The organism is Azospirillum oleiclasticum (assembly GCF_013423485.1).
In the GTDB taxonomy this organism is placed as follows: Bacteria; Pseudomonadota; Alphaproteobacteria; order Azospirillales; family Azospirillaceae; genus Azospirillum; species Azospirillum oleiclasticum.
Map to the genome: position 1 here is coordinate 103,066 of NZ_JABFFR010000003.1, position 17,447 is coordinate 120,512.

Here is a 17,447-nt window from a genome sequence, read left to right on the forward strand (position 1 = left end):
GATTGGGAGGCAAGGACATGCTGGCACGGATTCTCGCCGCGGGTGCGGCGTTTGTGGCCCTTGGCGTCGGTGCGGCGCAGGCGCAGGGCGTTTCCGGCGACGTGATCAAGATCGGCGTCCTGAACGACCGCTCCGGCCTCTACGCCGACCTTGGCGGCGAGGGCTCGGCCGTCGCCGCCCGCATGGCGGCGGAGGACCATGGTGGCAAGGTGCTCGGCAAGCCCATCGAGGTGGTCGTCGCCGACCACCAGAACAAGGCCGACATCGGCTCCAACATCACCCGCCAGTGGATCGACCAGGACAATGTCGACGTGATCGTCGATGTGCCCAACTCGGGTGTGGCGCTGGCGGTGCAGGACATCACCAAGCAGAAGGGCAAGATCTTCCTGATGCAGGGGCCAGCCACCTCGCGCCTGACCGGCGACGCCTGCTCGCCCACCGGTTTCCACTGGGCCTACGACACGCACGCACTGGCCGTCGGCACCGGCAAGGCGATCGTGGACGCGGGCGGCAAGAAGTGGTTCTTCCTGACAGCCGACTACGCCTTCGGCCACCAGCTCGAAGCCGACACCTCGGCCGTCGTGAAGGCCAACGGGGGCACCGTGGTCGGGACGGTGCGCCACCCGCTGAACACGTCGGACTTCTCGTCCTTCCTGCTCCAGGCCCAGTCGTCGGGCGCCCAGGTGATCGGGCTGGCCAACGCGGGCGGCGACACCATCAACTCCATCAAGCAGGCGTCGGAATTCGGCATCACCCAGTCCGGCCAGAGCCTCGCCGGCCTGCTGCTGTTCCTGTCGGATGTCCACGCGCTGGGTCTGCAGGTGTCGCAGGGCCTGCAACTCACCACCGGTTTCTACTGGGACATGAACGCCGAAACCCGTGCCTGGTCGGAGAAGTACAAGGCCAAGACCGGCAAGATGCCGACCATGGTGCAGGCCGGCTCCTACTCCTCCGTGCGGCATTACCTGAAAGCGGTCGAGGCCGCGGGCACCGACGATGGCCCCACCGTCGCCAAGAAGATGAAGGAGATGCCGGTCAACGACTTCTTCGCCAAGAACGGCAAGATCCTGCCGAACGGGCGCATGGTGCACGACATGTACCTGGCGCGGGTGAAAAAGCCGTCCGAGTCCAAGGGGCCGTGGGACTATTACCAGATCATCAGCACCATCCCCGGCGACCAGGCCTTCGCGACGCTGGAGAAGAGCGGCTGCCCGATCAAGGGCTGACGGCTGAAGTGAACGGGACCGCACGTCCGTCCTCTCCCGTGAGGGCGGCGTACGGTCCCGCGCTGGGATGCCATCGAAAGGGCGGACGGCATGTTTGAGTTTTTGGGGGTCCCGCCCCAGGCGCTGTTCGGGCAGCTCCTGCTCGGGCTGATCAACGGGTCATTCTACGCCCTGCTCAGCCTTGGGCTTGCCGTGATCTTCGGCATGCTCAACGTCATCAATTTCGCGCACGGCGCGCTGTACATGGTCGGCGCCTTCACGGCGTGGCTGATGCTTCAATATCTCGGCATCGGCTATTGGCCGGCGCTGATCCTGGCCCCGCTGGTGGTCGGGCTGTTCGGCATCATACTGGAAAAGACGATGCTGAGCCGGCTGTACAAGCTGGACCATCTCTACGGGTTGCTGCTGACCTTCGGGCTGGCACTGATCCTGGAGGGGATGTTCCGCCACTGGTACGGCGCTTCGGGCCAGCCCTACCGCATTCCGGACGCGCTCCAGGGCGGGCGGAACCTCGGCTTCATGTTCCTGCCCAATTACCGCGGCTGGGTGGTGGTCGCCTCCCTGGTGGTCTGCCTCGGCACTTGGTACGCCATCGAGCGCACGCGGCTCGGTGCCTACCTGCGCGCCGCCACCGAGAATCCGGTGCTGGTCCAGGCCTTCGGCATCAACGTGCCGCGCATGATCACGCTGACCTACGGCTTCGGTGTGGCGCTGGCCGGCTTTGCCGGGGTGCTGGCGGCGCCCATCTATCAGGTCAACCCGCTGATGGGGTCCAACCTGATCATCGTGGTGTTCGCGGTGGTCGTCATCGGCGGCATGGGCTCGATCATGGGCGCCATCGTGACCGGCTTCGCGCTGGGCCTGTTGGAAGGTTTGACCAAGGTCTTCTACCCCGAGGCATCCAACATCGTGGTCTTCGTCGTGATGGCCGTGGTCCTGCTGATCAAGCCGGCCGGCCTGTTCGGCCGGGAGAGGTGAGCCATGACGACCCACACCCAGACTGCTCAGAACAAGCCGCCCGGATCCGTCACCGGTGGCGAGGGACTCCTGACCGGGCCGGTGCGCACCGTGCTGGCGGCGGTCTTGCTGGTGCTGCTGCTGGCGGCACCCTTCGCGCTCTACCCCGTGTTTCTGATGAAGGTGCTGTGCTTCGCGCTGTTCGCGTGCGCCTTCAACCTGCTGATCGGCTTCGTCGGGCTGCTGTCCTTCGGGCACGCGGCCTTCTTCGGCGGTGCCGCCTACATCTCCGCCCACACCGTGAAGGTGTGGGGGGTGACGCCGGAGATCGGCATCCTGCTGGGCACCGCCTTCGCCGCCGCGCTGGGCATGGTGTTCGGGCTGCTGGCGATCCGGCGGCAGGGCATCTACTTCGCCATGATCACGCTGGCGCTGGCGCAGATGATCTTCTTCCTGGCGCTCCAGATGCCCTTCACCGGCGGCGAGGACGGCATTCAGGCTGTGCCGCGCGGCCGGCTGTTCGGGGTGATCGACCTGACCAGCCCGCTCGCCATGTACTACACGGTGCTGGCGATCGCGGTGTTGGGATTCCTGATCATCTGGCGGACGGTCCATTCGCCCTTCGGCCAGGTGCTGAAGGCGATCCGCGAGAACGAGCCGCGTGCCATTTCGCTCGGCTACCGGACGGAGCAGTACAAGCTGGCCGCGTTCGTCATGTCGGCGGCGCTCGCCGGGCTGGCGGGTGCCACCAAGGCGATCGTCTTCCAGCTCGCCACCTTGACCGACGTGTCCTGGCAGATGTCGGGCGAGGTGGTGCTGATGACGCTGCTGGGCGGCATGGGAACGCTGTTCGGCCCGGTGGTGGGGGCGGCGTTGGTCGTCACGCTGCAGAACTACCTCGCCGCCACCAACCTGCCGGTGACGGTGGTGATCGGGGCCATCTTCGTGGTCTGCGTGCTGGTCTTCCGCCGCGGCATCGTGGGTGAGCTCACGCGGATCCTGAAAGGTTCGCGCGGCTGACCGTCCGCGCGTCAATCGAGGAGCGTCCGCCGGGGAATCCGGCAGACGCTCTTTTTTTATGCGATGCTTCGTCGCGCCGCCGAACGGCTCCCGCGCGCTATCGCTTTGAATCCTTGGGATTTCTGTTGGTGTGGTGCAGGATTCAGATTGCATCTGTGCAACTACGAGGTATCACTTCACCCTTTTCCCTCTCGGAATCACTCGCTATCCGCGTGCTATATCAGCCGCAGCGCATATCGCAGCGCAGCATGATCGAATCGGGAAACCCGGAACATGGGACCCGGTCGTGATCGACACCGGATCGGGAGAGTGACGATGGCCAATGAACGGGACGCCAACACGGCGACCAGGGAAGCGACCGCGCGCGGCAAGGCGGCGATGGAAGACACGGCGAACGCAGCGGCGAGTTCGACCCGCCGCGCCGCCGACGCTGCCAAGGACATCGCCTCCGACGCGGCGGACAAGGGTGCCGAAGCCACCCGACGGACCGTCGAGGAAGGCGCCGAGGCCACCCGCCGCGTAACGGAGGCCGGCGCCGAGCTGAGCCGCCGCACCGCGGAGACGGCCCGGGAGACGGCGACCAATCTGACCGACACCGCCATGCGTGCGGCCGGGATGACCTCCGAGCAGCTTCAGCGGATGTTCGGCTTCGGGGCCAACGGGCAGGGCGAGGTGGCCCAGCAGGCCCAGCACAACGTCGAAGCCATCGTGCAATGCGGCTCGGTGCTGATGGACGGCATGCAGAGCGTCTGGCGCGAGTATCTCTCCTTCACCCAGGAGGCGATGCAGCGGCAGGTGAACGGCATGAGCAGCATCATGCGGTCCCGCACCGTGCCGGACTTCTACGCAGCCCAGAGCGACCTGGTGAAGGGTGAGCTGGAGCTGTGGCTGAACCGCAGCGTCCGCATCTCCGAGCTGTCGGCGCAGGCCGCCAACGACGCGGCGCGCCGGCTGACCGAGCGTGCGGAGGAGGCGAAGCAGACCCTGACCCGCTGACACGCAGTGCACGAGCGACGCTGACGCCAAGGCCCTCGGTCAAAGGATCGGGGGCCTTGGTCGTTCAGGCCGGCGGTCCTTCCGGCACCAGCCAGTCGATGCGGACGCCGCCGCCGCTGTGCGGAAGCGCCGCGTGCAGCGCGGGCAGGGCGTCGCGCAACGTGTCGTCCAACGTCCAGGGCGGGTTCACGATCGCGAGGCCGCTGCCGTTGAGGCGGAGGTGCGTGTCCTCTGGATGCAGGGTCATCTCCACCGTCAGGATCTTCGGAATGCCGGTGCCCGCCAGTGCCTCCTGAAAGCGCCACACGGCCGGCCGCTCCTTGATCGGGTACCAGAGGGCATAGACGCCCGTCGGGAAGCGCCGGTGCGCCAAGGCGATGCCGGCCACCATGCGCGCGAACTCGTCCGGCGCTTCGAAGGGCGGATCGATCAGCACCAACCCGCGCCGCTCCTTGGGCGGCAGATGCGCCTTCAACGCGTCGTAGGCGTCCATGCGGTGCACGGCAACCTGCGGGTCGCCGGCAAACTCCGCTTTCAGTGCACGATGGTCGTCGGGGTGGAGTTCCACCAGCAGCAGCCGGTCCTGCGGGCGCAGCAGCGCGCGGGCGATCCGTGGCGAGCCAGGATACCAGCGCAAGCCGCCCTGCGGGTTCATGGCGGCGACGAGATCACGGTAGGCGGTGAGCGCGGGATGGGCGAGGGGAGCAGCGAGCAGTGGGGCGATGCCCTCCTCCGCCTCGCCGGTGCGACGCGCCTCGTCCGCGGACAGGTCGTAACGTCCGATGCCCGCGTGCGCGTCGAGCACGCAAAAGGGGGACTGCTTGGCCCGCAGGCGCTGGATGATGGCGGTCAGCACCACGTGCTTCAGCACGTCGGCCGCGTTTCCGGCGTGAAAGGCGTGACGATAGTTCATGCACCCGGTGTAGCCCATCCCCCCGGAACGGCCAAGGGGTGGGGTTTCAGTGCCGCGGCTAGTTGAGCGCGGCCACCTGGCCGTTGCGGAAGGTGCGGCGGGTCTTCGGGGCGATCGCCGGGGTCCCGTCCTCGCAGGCCGCCGTCTCGATCAGGCGGGCGCTGCGCGCGTCCAGCTCCGACAGGTGCTGCCAGACCTTGCAGACGTAGTTCTGCGCCGTGCGCATGGAGCCACCGTTGTAGCGGGCGAGGGCGGAGCGCCAGTTGCCTTCCTCGCCATGCAAGCGCAGAAGCATGCGACCGGCGTACCAGACATTCTCACGCGGCTCGACGATGCGCTCGACCGGCTCGAACTGACCACGATGGTGGCTGAGCGAGAGCTGCATGCAGCCGACGTAGGTGTTGCTGCGCAGGTTGCCGCGCGAGTCGCGCAGCAGCCGGCTGGCATCCTTCACGCTGCGGGCGAAGATCGCGCGGCCCTGGACACTCATCGCGAAGGGCGACGGCGCACCGTCCTGGCCGCTTTCCACGAGCGATACCGCGACGAGGAGACCCGCGGGGATGTTCAGCTCACGCTCCGCCTCGATGGCGTGCGACACGCAGTTGTCATCGGCGGCCTGGGCCGGCTTCCCTGCGAAGGGGAGGATCGCCACACCGAGAGCGATGGCCAGGACGCCACCCAATCTCCCACCCGTGAGCCGGTCCGTAAGTCGCATGTATCTCTCCCCTTCTTGCCGCCCCGCCCGCCCGCGGGAAACCCTGGACCCCATGTCCGGGAGTTTTCATTCCGGCCGCCGATTCGCTTACGGCGACCGCCTCCTACCCAAGTGTCAGCGCCACCCACCGTGGCGCCGATGAGACATTTCCAAAAATTTATCCGACCGTCAACCCGCTTGACGGCTTGGTAATACCACCCTCGCCCGACCTCGCCTCGGCAGCCTTTGACCGAACGGGGGCCATGACCGACCGGCCTGTCCCCTACTAAGCCGTTGTCACTAAGACAATTTGCAGCCCAGGGCGGCACTTTTCGCGGGTGCAGACTGGACGGAAAACCAGCCACGCGGGTGCGACGGCGTGTCGCCTTGGCCACATTTCCGTGAAAAGACTGACATCACTCTTGCGCCCGCTTGTGCGATGCGGCATGCACATCCTTTCCCTTCGACCTACTCCGGTCAGCCGAACGTGACCCGAATCGAGCCTGCCACGGACCTGTGTGAGGCGGGCGACGGTCTGTTGTCCCAAGGGTACGATGCGCTGGGCGCCGGTGATCCGGGCACAGCCCGGATCCTCTTCCGCGCGGCAGCGGCGGTGTGTCCGGATCTTGGGGACGCCTGGGCCGCTCTGGGCGACTCCCACATCGAGCATTCCCCGGCGATCGCCGCTGGCGCCTACGCCCGCTCCGTCGCGATCGACGTCGGGCGGCGTGACTGGCGCCTTGCCCTGGCTGGCGCGTGGCTCGCGGCTGGTGACCGGCGCGCCGTCGATGCGTTCGGTGCTCTGGTGGCGGAGCGGTCGGACTGGGCCGCGGCCCGGCGTGGCCTTGCCCGTGCTCTTCGCGACGCCGGGCGCGACGGGGAGGCTGTCGCCGAGTTCCGCGAAGCGGTGGTTCTCGACCCGCACGACCGCGACGCGCTGGCCGAGCTCGGGGCGCTTCTGGTCGAAGGCGACGACGCTCTGGCGGCCGCGGAACTGCTGCAACCAGCCCTGCGGGATGATCCTGACGATGCGGCCCTGCAGGCGGTTGCCGGTCGGGTCTGGCTGGCGCTTCAGGAGGCTGGCAAGGCGCGGGTGGCACTGGAACGATCCGCCGCCAACGATCCCTCCGACCGGCACGGCGCCCGCGCCCTGCTCGCGCGTCTCGAGTCGGGCGACCCGGCCGACCTAACGCCGGCCTATGTGCGGGCGCTGTTCGACCGTTACGCCGAACGGTTCGACCGCGATCTGGTGGACAGGCTGGAGTACCGGGCGCCGGAGCTGCTGCGGCAGGCCGTGGACAGCCTCGCCGATGGACGGAGCGGCCTCCGCGTGCTCGACCTCGGCTGCGGCACCGGGCTGGCCGGGGTGACGTTCCGATCGCTGGCCAGCGAACTGGCCGGCGTCGATCTGGCGCCGCGGATGGTTGAGAAGGCGCGCGCCCGCGGTGTCTACGACCGTCTCGACGTTGCGGACGCGGTGGCCGCCCTGCGGGCGGAGGCGGACGCCTGGGATCTGGTCGTCGCGGCCGACGTGCTCGTCTACATAGCCGACCTCGGCCCGCTGTTCGAGTCGGCGGCCCTGGCCCTGCGGGCGGGCGGGCGGATGGCCGCGACCGTGGAACGGCTGGACGGCGACGGCTTCGCCCTGGGACCGGCCCGCCGCTACGCCCATGCGGAGGCCCATGTGCGCGACCGTGCGGCCGCCACGGGCCTTGCCGTCACCCTGTTGGAGCCGTGCAGCCCACGGCGTGAGCGCGGCCAGCCGGTGCAGGGGCTTCTGTTTGTCCTGACAAAGGTTTAACGACGTTCGTTCGAGCGGGCACTCATATCATATCGCCTGCTCGTAGATCGCCGGCTCGCCCTCCGCCCGCCAGCGGGCGATCACCCGGCCGCGGTCCGTGACGGTGAGGGCCAACCAGTTGCGCTGCCGGATGATGCGGCGCCCGCTCTCCTCGAAGGCCGGCATCTCCAGACTGTAGCCATCCATCGGCTGGTCCGGTCGCGCGGCCAGCCGTTCCAAGGCCGCCGTATACAAGCGCGGCGGCGGTGGGTGCACGATGCCGGAGGAGATGAGCTGCCAGATTTCCGTGCCGCCACCGCGCAGCACGGCCCGCCCGCCGGCGTGCACCTCGCCCGACAGCACGGTGACGCGGCAGCCGTAGGCGCGCGAGAAGTTCACCAGCATCTTCAGCATGCGGCGCCATTCGGACCGGTGGGCGTGGCTGCGCCACTGGTCGCGCAGGTCGTCCTCGTAGCCGGTCCGGAAGGGCAGCCGGCCCAAAAAGCGCTCGATTCCGCCGGTGTCGGCGTAGAGCAGCGGGACGCTGGACAGCAGCAACAGGTGCCGGCAACCCTCGAACCGCGACAGCCAGAGCGGAAGGTCGTGCCAGGTGGTGTCCGAGAACACGCGGCGCGGCGTACGCTCGCTGCGCATGTCGGGCGCGAGGATGCCGAACGCACCGACCCTGAACCCCTGCGAGAAGGTGCCCCTCGGCCCGCCCCACACGCATTCGGGAAGGTCGTCGGCCGGCGCTCCGATCTGGAACATGGTGAAGGTGCGCCGCGCCACCTCCGCCACCCCGCGCAGGACGGGCGCGCGGTTCATCGGTTCAGGGTGCGAGCCGTAACCGTCGAAGATGTCGTGGTCATCCCACATCATGACCGACGGAACTTGGGAAAGTACCGCGGCAACTTCGGGTTGGCCCCAGGTCTTGAGATAGTGGTTGAAGTAGAAGGCCATCGCCTCCTCGGCCATGGCCGGCTCCATCGGCTCCTCGAACCGGGCGGGAGCCGGGCGCGCCCGCCAGCGCGCGATCAACGGGCATTCCCACACCGCATCGGCGTAGAGCTGGTCACCTCCCTGGAGCAGGAGGTGGAAAGGGTATTGCGCGTGCCGATCGAACAGGTCGGCCCACAGGGCGTTGCGTGGGGCCGGGTGGTCGGTGATGGTCGCCTCATCCTCCACGCCGTTGCAGGAGGTGTAGGCGATGCGGACGCGCGCGCCAATTCCGGGCACCGTCACACGCCAGCGCGTGCCCTCCTCGAAGCCATAGGTGACCGTGCTCTCCTCCGCGCCGCGGGGGACGGCGAAATCGAAACGCCAGACATGCCGCGTCTTCCAGGAGCCGACATGGCGCGGCGGCACGGCAAGGCCCACACCATCGACGCGCAGATCCTCGGGCTCGGTCTCGCCGTCCAGGATGAACAGCACGGACAGCCGCCAGCGTTCCGCCTGCTCGCCGCGGAAGTAGAGGACCGGACCGAGGATGATGGTGGGTTCGATGCGCGCGCGAGCCATGTGTCCCTGATAACGCCCGCACGCGTCCACGGCAAAGGAAAGCCCGCGTCCTCCCGAATCAGGACGGCATCATGCGACGTGCCGAGGACCGGAACGGTGGCTCAGCTCTTGCCGCGACCGCGCAGCAGATCCAGCATCCGCTGCGGCACCGGCTCGTCGAGGATGGGATCATAGAGGCGGTGGAGTTCCTGCACGTGCTGACGATGCAACGAAAGCAACGCTTTCGCTTCGGCGTCCGTCTCGACGGCCTCCTCGAACGCCTCGCGCTCGGTGTCGTCGAGTGCCCCATCGAGGTAGGCGTTGATATCGCTCATCGTCACACGCTTCATCTCGTTCAATCCCGGCGCGCCGCCAAGGTCCAGGCCCGGTTACGGAAAGGGTTCAGGACTCTTCCGGCAATATGGTGCCGACCATGCATGCGGTGGAGAGGGATCCGCCGCCTCCGATGGGGGACCCGTCGGAGGACAGCTGGATGATACCCTTACCCGTGCGTGGTGCGGCGTCAAGCCGTCCGCTCGTTCTGAACCTTGCGACCGCGTCGTCTGCGATGGAGAAACACGGGTCGTGCAGCCTTGTTCCGGTCATCCGCATTTCGGAACGGTCATAGGACCGCGCCTGTTGTCAGCCCTGACACTTCTCCCGCAACCGCCGGCGGATCGGCGAGGAAGCAACCCATGGCACAGCAGGAAGGGCGGCAGCCCGCCCAGCATCAGGATACCCAACCCGGCCGCGAAGGGGCGATGACCCCGCGCCCGCAGGCGACCCGGCCGGAGTACCGCGGCAGCGGCAAGTTGCGGGACAAGGTGTGCCTGATCACCGGCGGCGACAGTGGCATCGGCCGCGCCACCGCGGTGCTGTTCGCCCGCGAGGGCGGACGCATCGGCTTCGTCTATCTGGAAGAGGACGACGACGCCGAGGAGACCAAGCGGCTGGTCGAGGCGGAGGGGCAGCCCTGCATCGCCATCCGCGGCGACATCACCGGTCGCGATACCTGTCGGCAGGCGGTGGAGCGCATCGTCGGTGAACACGGACGGATCGACGTGTTGGTCAACAACGCCGCCGAACAGCATCCGCAGCAGAGCTTCGAGGACATCACGCCCGAGCAGCTCGAACGAACCTTCCGCACCAACATCTTCGGATATTTCCATATGGCGCAGGCGGCGCTGCCGCACATGAAGGAGGGCGCCGTCATCGTGAATACGACCTCGGTGACCGCCTACAAGGGCAACGCGATGCTGATCGACTATGCCTCCACCAAGGGCGCCATCGTCGCCTTCACCCGGTCGCTCTCGCAGCACCTCGCCGGTCGCGGCATCCGCGTGAACGCCGTCGCCCCCGGTCCGATCTGGACGCCGCTGATCCCCTCCACCTTCCCGGCGGACAAGGTGGCCGAATTCGGCACTGACGTGCCCATGGGCCGCCCCGGCCAACCGGAGGAAGTGGCGACCTGCTTCGTCTTCCTGGCCTCCGGCGACAGCAGCTACATGACGGGGCAGGTGCTCCACCCCAACGGCGGGACTGTGGTGAACGGTTAGAAGACGGGGCACCGGCATCCTTGCCGGCCAAGCGATTCCACACCCCGATCGCGCCCGATGCCCTACACCGGCAGGGCATCGGGCGCGATCGGAGGAGCCGCCCTCACGCCGCCATGAGGTTGTTCAGCCGTTCGCGGGCGCGGCAGAGGCGGGAGCGGATGGTGCCGATGGAGACGTTCAGCTTTTCCGCCGCCTCCTGGTAGGGGCGGCCTTCGATGGCGACCAGCTTCACGACCTTGCGCTGGCTAGGGGTGAGGGCGGAGAAGGCGCGGTCGACGTCGCGGAACACGAGGCGCGAGAGCTGCGAGGCCTCGACCGACATGGCGCCGTCCCACAGCTCGACCTTGGTCACATGCTTGTCACGCTGGAGATTGTTGAAGTGCAGGTTCTTCAGCATGGTGGTCAGCCACGCCTGCATGTTGGTACCCGGTTCGAACCGGTGCGAGCGCGACAAGGCACGGGCAAGGCAGTCCTGGGTCAGATCTTCAGCAGCGGCGGAGTCCCTGGTCAGCTTGCAGGCGTAGCGCTGCAGGTTCGGCATGCAGCGGATCAGCTCGGCTTCGAACGAATACGCCATGACTGTCTCTTCCTCCGAGGTTCGTTCCAAGGAAGGCGACCGAACGTTGGGGCGCCTTCCGCAAAGTGACGACAAAGACTGTCCGGCGCGTCGCGTGCGGCCGGTCGGGGGTACGGTTCTCGTGGTGTTCGGCGTGGGGCAGGCGGCGCGCCGGGCGCGCTCAGAGTGCCCCGAGTCGTGGAAATGCGACGCGTCTTGACTGGGCCGTCGTCATATCGGTCTCCCGGTACCGTCCGGGGAGAGAGCGCGGAGGGCAAGGCCTATCCGCGTCATCCCCCGTTCGTCGTTACGTCGTGCTCATAACGCGACGTTCGGCCGGTTGTTCCACCAGCGAACCGATCGGCGATGCGTTCGATGTGTAATGCGATAAGGGAATATGTCTACGGCTCAGGTCAGGCTCCCGTTCACCATGGTGCAGTGCCGTATAATGATGAACTATGACGACGCTGAAGCTCGATGAATTTAGATTTATTGCTCACAGGTCGAGAGCCTACACTTCCGATCGGCTATGATCGGCGGTGCTTCGTTCCGATTTTTCGAATAAAATCAATTCAGCGGCGGCTGGAGAATCGCCACCGCTGAAAATTGTGACGAGCGCGTGTCAGGGCTGCCTGAGGTTTCCGCCGGACTGTTCCAGTCGCCGCAGGAACTCCCGCATGACGGTGCGGTAGAGCTCGTCCTTCAGCTTGGCATCCTCGACTCCGAGGTCGAGGTTGGGATTGTCGTTGATTTCGATGACGTGGATGCCGCGGTCGTTCTGCTTGAGATCGACACCGTAGAGGCCGTTGCCGATCAGACCAGCCGCGCGCACGGCGGTCTCCACCACCTCGCGGGGCGCTTCCTCCACCAACAGCGTGCGGGCGGAGCCCTGTTCGGCGCGGCCGTTGCCGGCGTGCTTGACGATCTGCCAGTGCTTCTTGGCCATCAGATACTGGCACACGAAAATCGGCTGGCGGTTCAGCACCCCGACGCGCCAGTCGAACTCGGTGAACATGAACTCCTGAGCCAGGATGATCGCCGATTCCTCGAACAGGCTTTCGGCGGTGGCCTCCAGCTCGCTGCGGTTCTGCGCCTTGAACACGCCGCGGGAGAAGGAGCCGTCGGGGATCTTCAGCACGATGGGGTAGGGGATCTCCTGGTCCAGACCCGGCAGCCCGCGCTTGTCCAGGATCACCGTGCGCGGTGTGGGCACGCGGTGCGCCTTCAGCAGCTCGGCCAAATAGACCTTGTTGGTGCATTTCAGGATCGAGTCGGGGTCGTCGATCACCGGCATGCCCTCCTTCTCCGCCTTCTTGGCGAAGCGGTAGGTGTGGTGATCGAGGTTCGTCGTCTCGCGGATGAACAGCGCGTCGTACTCGGCCAGCCGCAGATAGTCGCCCTTCTCGATCAGGTCGACCTCGATGCCCAGGCTTTCGCCGGCCTTGACGAACTTCTGCAAGGCGCGCGGGCTGGAGGGCGGCAGCTCCTCCTTGGGGTTCTGCAGGATCGCCAGGGTGAAGCGCGCCGCGCTGCGCACCGCCGGCTCCCGCCACGACGCGTGGGTGTATTGGTCGAGCGCCGTTTCCACCTGGGCCGCCTGCTCGGGCGTCAGGTCGTCGAGCCCCAGCGGCTCCACCGCGTGGATGGTCCAGTCCTGCTTCAGGCGCACCTGCACCTTCAACAGGGGGCAGCGGAACAGATCGAAGACGCGCCGGGCGATCTCCTGGAAGCGGCGGTCGTCGGCGTGGCCGAAGAAGACATAGAGGTTGAAGGAGGTCTCCGGCGGCTGCGCCAGCCGCTTGATCTTGCGGCGCAGCGTCTCCTCCACCTCGGGCAGGGCCGGGCGGTAGAGCGTCTTCTGGCTGAGGTCGAGGATGGTCTTGACCGAGGGGATCACCCGCTCGCCCCGCGCCTCGGCCAGCAGCGACACGTAATAGCCGGTGCCGAGATAATCGTAGCCGCGACTGAGATTGATGACGCGGGTGTTCTTCGGCTTCTGCTCCGGCTTCAGGATGTAGTCGCGCGCGGTGGCGACCTGGAGGTTGGCCTTGGCCCAGGGGAAGTCGGACCGGCGGTCCACGACGACGACATGGGAGGGCATCAGGACTCCGCGCGTTCGCTGAGCAGCAGCGTGGCCCGGAGCTGGGCCTTGCCGTAGCGCGCCATGCGTTCGAAATCGCTCTTGGGGATCGGCATGTTCATGCGGTCGATGTCCGCGTGGTGGTGGTCGTGGACGAGCGGATCGTGAACGTAGAGGAAGCGGTCGTCGGCCCCGGCCACGACCACCCAGTGCGGGAATTTTTCGCGGTAGATCCGGTAGCTGCTGATCAGCACCACGGGGATGGACCCGGCGCGCACGGCGTCCGCCATGTCGTCGGCCGTCAGGGTGCGGTTGTGGACGGCGATGTCGGTGCCCGCCATCTCCTCCAGGAAGTCGTCGTGCACGATGCGCATGACCTCCTTCTTGTCGTCGCTGCGCACGCTGTCCAGGAAGGGCGTGGTGTCGTCCTTGATGAACAGCTCGACCCGCAGGCCGCGCCGCCACGCGGCGAGCGCCATCCCGACGGGACCGCAGCCGCCATGGCCGGAGGTCATGAAGACGGTGGTGGACTCCCGCCACAGCCGCAGCTCGAGCCGCCGGCTCAGCTCGATCGCGTCGGGTCTGATCGCCTTCATCGCCATCATCAGCGCCGAGGGTCCGCAGGTGAAGTCCAACGTCTGCTGGTAATAGGGCACTAGCCGCCCGCCGACCGGTGCGCTGGGTCCGGTGGCACCCAGGCGCTTCTCCAGCCTCAGCGCCTCCATGTGGTCTTCGTAATAGTCGGTGTAAACACCGAACTCGCGATATCCGTGGGCTTTGTAGAGCGCGATGGCAGGGACGTTGTCGCGCCTCACCTCCAGCCGCAGATACAGGCAGTCGCGCGCGCGGGCCGCCTGCTCGGCGGCCTCCAGCAGGCGGCGGCCGACGCCCTGGCCGCGGTGGTCGGGATCGACGGCGAAGGAATAGAGGCGCGCCAGCGACGTTCCTGCATGGAAGAGGACGAGGGCGTAGCCAGCCACCCTGCCGCCGTGCGTCTCCACCAGCCCCGTGGCGTTGGCCCTGGTCAGCAGGTAGTGGAAGCTGCGACGGGTCAGCCGGTCGGTGACGAAGGAGCGTTGCTCGATCGTCAGCAAGGCCGGAATATCGGCCGCCACGGCGGTGCGCAGCGCGATCGGCCCAACCGCCTCTTGCGCTGCGGCGAAGGTGGTGGAAGGCTGGAGCATGCGATGGCGATCCTCTGGGTGCCGGACCGGCATACTACTCTTCCCGGCGCGTCCGGGCATCGTGTTGTCCGGCACCCGCAGTGGTAGTCATAGGCTTAAAGCATGCTTAACCAAACTTGAGGAAGATCCGCAACCGGAATGGCCGGACAGGCTGCCTATTCCATTCGTCCGCACAGCCATCGGCAGGAGAAAGTCAGCGACATGGACGCTCGGTACAGGACCCGCGACATCGAACGACGCAGCCTGGATGTGGACGCGCTCAAGCGCTCGTTTCTGGAATGGCTGGTCTATTCCGTCGGCAAGGACGCGCGCGCCGCGACCCGGCGTGATTGGTTCCACACCGTGGCGCTCGCCGTGCGCGACCGGGTGGTCGACCGCTGGATGGACACCACGCGCACCTACTACACCCACGACGTCAAGCGGGTCTATTACCTGTCGCTGGAGTTCCTGATCGGCCGGCTGCTGACCAACAGCTTGGCGAACCTGGGCATCATCGACGAATGCCGGCAGGCGCTGGACCGCATCGGCCTGTCGCTGGACGAGGTGGTGGACGCCGAGCCGGACGCGGCTTTGGGCAACGGCGGTCTCGGCCGTCTGGCCGCCTGCTTCCTCGACAGCATGGCCTCGCGCAACCTGCCCGGCTACGGCTACGGCATCCGCTACGAATTCGGCCTGTTCGAGCAGCGCTTCGAGCATGGCTGGCAGGTCGAGTATCCCGAGCAGTGGCTGCAGTTCGGCAACCCGTGGGAGTTCGCCCGGCCGGAGGTGCTCTATCCCGTGCAGTTCTACGGCCGGGTCGAGGAATTCCGCGACAGCGTGGGCGAGCGCGCCTACCGCTGGGTCGATTCAGAGCGCGTGCTGGCGATGGCCTACGACACCCCGGTGGTCGGCTTCGGCGGCAAGACCATCAACACGCTGCGCCTCTGGGCGGCGCGTGCGACCCGCGACTTCAACTTCGGGCACTTCAACGAAGGCGCCTACATGAAGGCGGTCGAGCAGAAGATCCTGTCGGAGAATCTCAGCCGCGTCCTCTACCCCAACGACGCGACCGAGACCGGCAAGGAGCTGCGCTTCAAGCAGGAATATTTCTTCACCTCCGCCTCGCTGCAGGACATCCTGCGCCGTTACCTGCAGCATCATTCCGATTTCGACCAGCTTCCCAACAAGGCGGCGATCCAGCTCAACGACACCCACCCGGCCATCGGTATCGCCGAGATGATGCGGCTGCTGGTGGACCAGCACGCCGTGAAGTGGGACAAGGCGTGGGAGATCACCCAGGGCTGCTTCTCCTACACCAACCACACGCTGCTGCCGGAGGCGCTGGAGGCGTGGCCGGTTCGACTGCTGGAGCGGGTGCTGCCGCGTCACATGCAGATCATCTACGAGATCAACGCCAAGTTCCTGAACCGCTCCAGCGCGCGGGCGGCGCACGACAACGCGCGCCTGTCGCACCTGTCGCTGATCGACGAGCGGGGTGACCGGCGCGTGCGTATGGGCAACCTCGCCTTCATCGGTTCGCACAAGGTCAATGGCGTGTCGGCGCTGCACACCGAGCTGATGAAGCAGACGGTCTTCGCCGATTTCCACGCCGAGTTCCCGGACCGCATCGTCAACAAGACCAACGGCATCACGCCGCGCCGCTGGCTGCACCAGGCCAACCGCCCGCTGTCCGATCTGATCACCAGCCGAATCGGCGAGGGCTGGATCCATGATCTGTCGGCGTTGGACGCCCTCAAGCCCAAGGCCGACGACGTGGTCTTCCGCGAGGAGTTCCGGCGCGCCAAGCGCAAGAACAAGAAGCGGCTGGCCGCCTATCTCGCCCGCCAGACGGGGGTGGAGATCAACGTCGACAGCCTGTTCGACGTGCAGGTCAAGCGCATTCACGAATACAAGCGCCAGCTCATGAACATCCTGCAGACCATCGCGCTGTACAACGACATGCGCGACAGTCCGACGGTCACCTGGACGCCGGTCACCAAGATCTTTGCGGGCAAGGCGGCGCCCGCCTATCACATGGCCAAGCTGATCATCAAGCTGATCAACGACGTGGGCAAGGTGGTCAACCACGACCCGTCGGTGCATGACAACCTGAAGGTCGTGTTCCTGCCCAACTACAACGTCACGGCGGCCGAGATCATCATGCCCGCCGCCGACCTGTCGGAGCAGATCTCCACGGCCGGCATGGAAGCGTCGGGCACCGGCAACATGAAGCTGGCGCTGAACGGCGCGCTGACCATCGGCACGCTGGACGGCGCCAACGTGGAGATCAAGGACGCGGTCGGCGACGACAACATCTTCATCTTCGGGCTGACGGCGGAGGAGGCGAATTCCCTGCGGCAGGGCGGCGCCTACAACCCGCGCGACGTGATCGGCGCCAACCCGGCGCTGAAGCGCGCGCTGGACATGATCTCCACCGGTGTCTTCTCGCCCGATGATCCCAGCCGTTACCACCCGATCCTGCAGTCGCTGATCGATGGCGGCGACCATTTCCTCGTCACCGCGGATTTCGAGGACTATTGCACCGCCCACGACGACGCGGTCGCCCTCTACCGCGACACCGAGGAATGGACCCGCAAGGCCATCCTCAACACCACGAGCATGGGCTGGTTCTCCTCCGACCGTACGGTCGGGGAATATGCCGACGAAATCTGGGGTGTGAAGCCGATCATCCCGGACGAAGGGGACCACCGGTAACCCGGTTCCCGCGCGCCCCTTCCCGGTGATCCGGGAAGGGCGGTCCGGCTCAGACGAAGGCCTTGAAGGCGATCAGCGTGAAGGTGTCGCGGACACCGTCCAACGTCTGCACGCGCTCCGTGACGAAGCGGCCGATGTCGGTATCCTGGTCCAGATAGCATTTCATCAGCAGGTCGTACTGGCCGGAGGTCGAGTGGACCTCCGACACCTGTTCGACCTGCTGCACCGCCTGATCGGCGACCTCGTACGCCTTGCCGAGGTCGCACTTCACCATGACGAAGATGGTCTGCATGC

The 17,447-nt window shown here is 66.7% G+C and carries 15 protein-coding genes; 7 read left to right on the forward strand and 8 right to left on the reverse strand.

Going from position 1 to position 17,447, the window contains the following annotated elements; translation table 11 throughout:
* Positions 1-17: 17 nt before the first annotated feature.
* The 4 genes from HL658_RS05550 (at position 18) to HL658_RS05565 (ending at position 4,199) form a co-directional block, all read left to right on the forward strand.
* A complete protein-coding gene (locus tag HL658_RS05550) occupies positions 18-1,226 on the forward strand; it encodes an ABC transporter substrate-binding protein (RefSeq protein WP_180280940.1) in 1,209 nt (402 codons plus the stop codon).
* A 90-nt stretch (positions 1,227-1,316) separates the two neighbouring features.
* Positions 1,317-2,204 (forward strand): branched-chain amino acid ABC transporter permease, encoded by an 888-nt coding sequence (locus tag HL658_RS05555; protein ID WP_180280941.1) that lies wholly within the window; start codon positions 1,317-1,319, stop codon positions 2,202-2,204.
* A 3-nt stretch (positions 2,205-2,207) separates the two neighbouring features.
* Positions 2,208-3,203: a branched-chain amino acid ABC transporter permease gene (locus HL658_RS05560; RefSeq protein WP_180280942.1), complete on the forward strand. Its 996-nt coding sequence runs from the start codon at positions 2,208-2,210 to the stop codon at positions 3,201-3,203.
* A gap of 315 nt (positions 3,204-3,518) precedes the next feature.
* Entirely contained in the window at positions 3,519-4,199 is a 681-nt protein-coding gene (locus HL658_RS05565; RefSeq protein ID WP_180280943.1) for a phasin family protein, read from the forward strand.
* 64 nt (positions 4,200-4,263) lie between these two features.
* Here HL658_RS05565 and HL658_RS05570 read toward each other — a convergent pair whose 3' ends face one another.
* Positions 4,264-5,112, reverse strand: a complete 849-nt coding sequence (locus HL658_RS05570) for a 23S rRNA (adenine(2030)-N(6))-methyltransferase RlmJ (protein ID WP_180280944.1) — start codon at positions 5,110-5,112, stop codon at positions 4,264-4,266.
* Positions 5,113-5,170: 58 nt separating this feature from the next.
* Positions 5,171-5,827, reverse strand: coding sequence for a transglycosylase SLT domain-containing protein (locus tag HL658_RS05575; RefSeq protein WP_180280945.1), 657 nt, complete (start codon positions 5,825-5,827; stop codon positions 5,171-5,173).
* A 592-nt stretch (positions 5,828-6,419) separates the two neighbouring features.
* Here HL658_RS05575 and HL658_RS05580 point away from each other — a divergent pair.
* A complete protein-coding gene (locus HL658_RS05580) occupies positions 6,420-7,607 on the forward strand; it encodes a methyltransferase (protein WP_343055017.1) in 1,188 nt (395 codons plus the stop codon).
* 27 nt (positions 7,608-7,634) lie between these two features.
* On the opposite strand, the gene HL658_RS05585 is transcribed toward HL658_RS05580, so the two are convergent.
* Positions 7,635-9,104: an alkaline phosphatase family protein gene (locus HL658_RS05585; protein WP_180280947.1), complete on the reverse strand. Its 1,470-nt coding sequence runs from the start codon at positions 9,102-9,104 to the stop codon at positions 7,635-7,637.
* A 101-nt stretch (positions 9,105-9,205) separates the two neighbouring features.
* Positions 9,206-9,433 carry an anti-sigma factor family protein gene (locus HL658_RS05590; protein WP_180280948.1) on the reverse strand — a complete coding sequence of 76 codons (228 nt, stop codon included), beginning with the start codon at positions 9,431-9,433 and terminating at the stop codon, positions 9,206-9,208.
* 345 nt (positions 9,434-9,778) lie between these two features.
* On the opposite strand from HL658_RS05590, the gene HL658_RS05595 reads away from it, so the two are divergent.
* Positions 9,779-10,639 carry an SDR family oxidoreductase gene (locus HL658_RS05595; RefSeq protein WP_180280949.1) on the forward strand — a complete coding sequence of 287 codons (861 nt, stop codon included), beginning with the start codon at positions 9,779-9,781 and terminating at the stop codon, positions 10,637-10,639.
* 103 nt (positions 10,640-10,742) lie between these two features.
* Here the strand turns inward: HL658_RS05595 and HL658_RS05600 are convergent, their stop codons facing one another.
* The 3 genes from HL658_RS05600 to rimI all read right to left on the reverse strand — a co-directional run bounded on the left by HL658_RS05600 (position 10,743) and on the right by rimI (position 14,459).
* Complete coding sequence (locus HL658_RS05600; protein ID WP_180280950.1) at positions 10,743-11,216, reverse strand: sigma-70 family RNA polymerase sigma factor; 474 nt, start codon at positions 11,214-11,216, stop codon at positions 10,743-10,745.
* A 601-nt stretch (positions 11,217-11,817) separates the two neighbouring features.
* Positions 11,818-13,296 carry a RimK family protein gene (locus tag HL658_RS05605; RefSeq protein ID WP_180280951.1) on the reverse strand — a complete coding sequence of 493 codons (1,479 nt, stop codon included), beginning with the start codon at positions 13,294-13,296 and terminating at the stop codon, positions 11,818-11,820.
* Positions 13,296-14,459, reverse strand: a complete 1,164-nt coding sequence (gene rimI, locus HL658_RS05610; protein WP_180280952.1) for a ribosomal protein S18-alanine N-acetyltransferase — start codon at positions 14,457-14,459, stop codon at positions 13,296-13,298. The genes HL658_RS05605 and rimI overlap by 1 nt, the downstream gene beginning before the upstream one ends.
* A gap of 201 nt (positions 14,460-14,660) precedes the next feature.
* On the opposite strand from rimI, the gene HL658_RS05615 reads away from it, so the two are divergent.
* The gene (locus HL658_RS05615) at positions 14,661-17,153 is read left to right on the forward strand and encodes a glycogen/starch/alpha-glucan phosphorylase (RefSeq protein WP_180280953.1); all 2,493 of its coding nucleotides are present in this window, start codon (positions 14,661-14,663) and stop codon (positions 17,151-17,153) included.
* A gap of 49 nt (positions 17,154-17,202) precedes the next feature.
* On the opposite strand, the gene HL658_RS05620 is transcribed toward HL658_RS05615, so the two are convergent.
* On the reverse strand, positions 17,203-17,445 hold the full coding sequence (locus tag HL658_RS05620; RefSeq protein ID WP_180280954.1) for an Lrp/AsnC ligand binding domain-containing protein: 243 nt from the start codon (positions 17,443-17,445) through the stop codon (positions 17,203-17,205).
* Positions 17,446-17,447 lie beyond the last annotated feature (2 nt).

Bases quoted from the DNA above. Each gene is read 5' to 3' on its own strand.
- HL658_RS05550 (WP_180280940.1), top strand. From the start codon at position 18: ATGCTGGCACGGATTCTCGCCGCGGGTGCGGCGTTTGTGGCCCTTGGC.
- HL658_RS05555 (WP_180280941.1), top strand. From the start codon at position 1,317: ATGTTTGAGTTTTTGGGGGTCCCGCCCCAGGCGCTGTTCGGGCAGCTC.
- HL658_RS05560 (WP_180280942.1), top strand. From the start codon at position 2,208: ATGACGACCCACACCCAGACTGCTCAGAACAAGCCGCCCGGATCCGTC.
- HL658_RS05565 (WP_180280943.1), top strand. From the start codon at position 3,519: ATGGCCAATGAACGGGACGCCAACACGGCGACCAGGGAAGCGACCGCG.
- HL658_RS05570 (WP_180280944.1), bottom strand. From the start codon at position 5,112: ATGAACTATCGTCACGCCTTTCACGCCGGAAACGCGGCCGACGTGCTG.
- HL658_RS05575 (WP_180280945.1), bottom strand. From the start codon at position 5,827: ATGCGACTTACGGACCGGCTCACGGGTGGGAGATTGGGTGGCGTCCTG.
- HL658_RS05585 (WP_180280947.1), bottom strand. From the start codon at position 9,104: ATGGCTCGCGCGCGCATCGAACCCACCATCATCCTCGGTCCGGTCCTC.
- HL658_RS05590 (WP_180280948.1), bottom strand. From the start codon at position 9,433: ATGAAGCGTGTGACGATGAGCGATATCAACGCCTACCTCGATGGGGCA.
- HL658_RS05595 (WP_180280949.1), top strand. From the start codon at position 9,779: ATGGCACAGCAGGAAGGGCGGCAGCCCGCCCAGCATCAGGATACCCAA.
- HL658_RS05600 (WP_180280950.1), bottom strand. From the start codon at position 11,216: ATGGCGTATTCGTTCGAAGCCGAGCTGATCCGCTGCATGCCGAACCTG.
- HL658_RS05605 (WP_180280951.1), bottom strand. From the start codon at position 13,296: ATGCCCTCCCATGTCGTCGTCGTGGACCGCCGGTCCGACTTCCCCTGG.
- rimI (WP_180280952.1), bottom strand. From the start codon at position 14,459: ATGCTCCAGCCTTCCACCACCTTCGCCGCAGCGCAAGAGGCGGTTGGG.
- HL658_RS05615 (WP_180280953.1), top strand. From the start codon at position 14,661: ATGGACGCTCGGTACAGGACCCGCGACATCGAACGACGCAGCCTGGAT.
- HL658_RS05620 (WP_180280954.1), bottom strand. From the start codon at position 17,445: ATGCAGACCATCTTCGTCATGGTGAAGTGCGACCTCGGCAAGGCGTAC.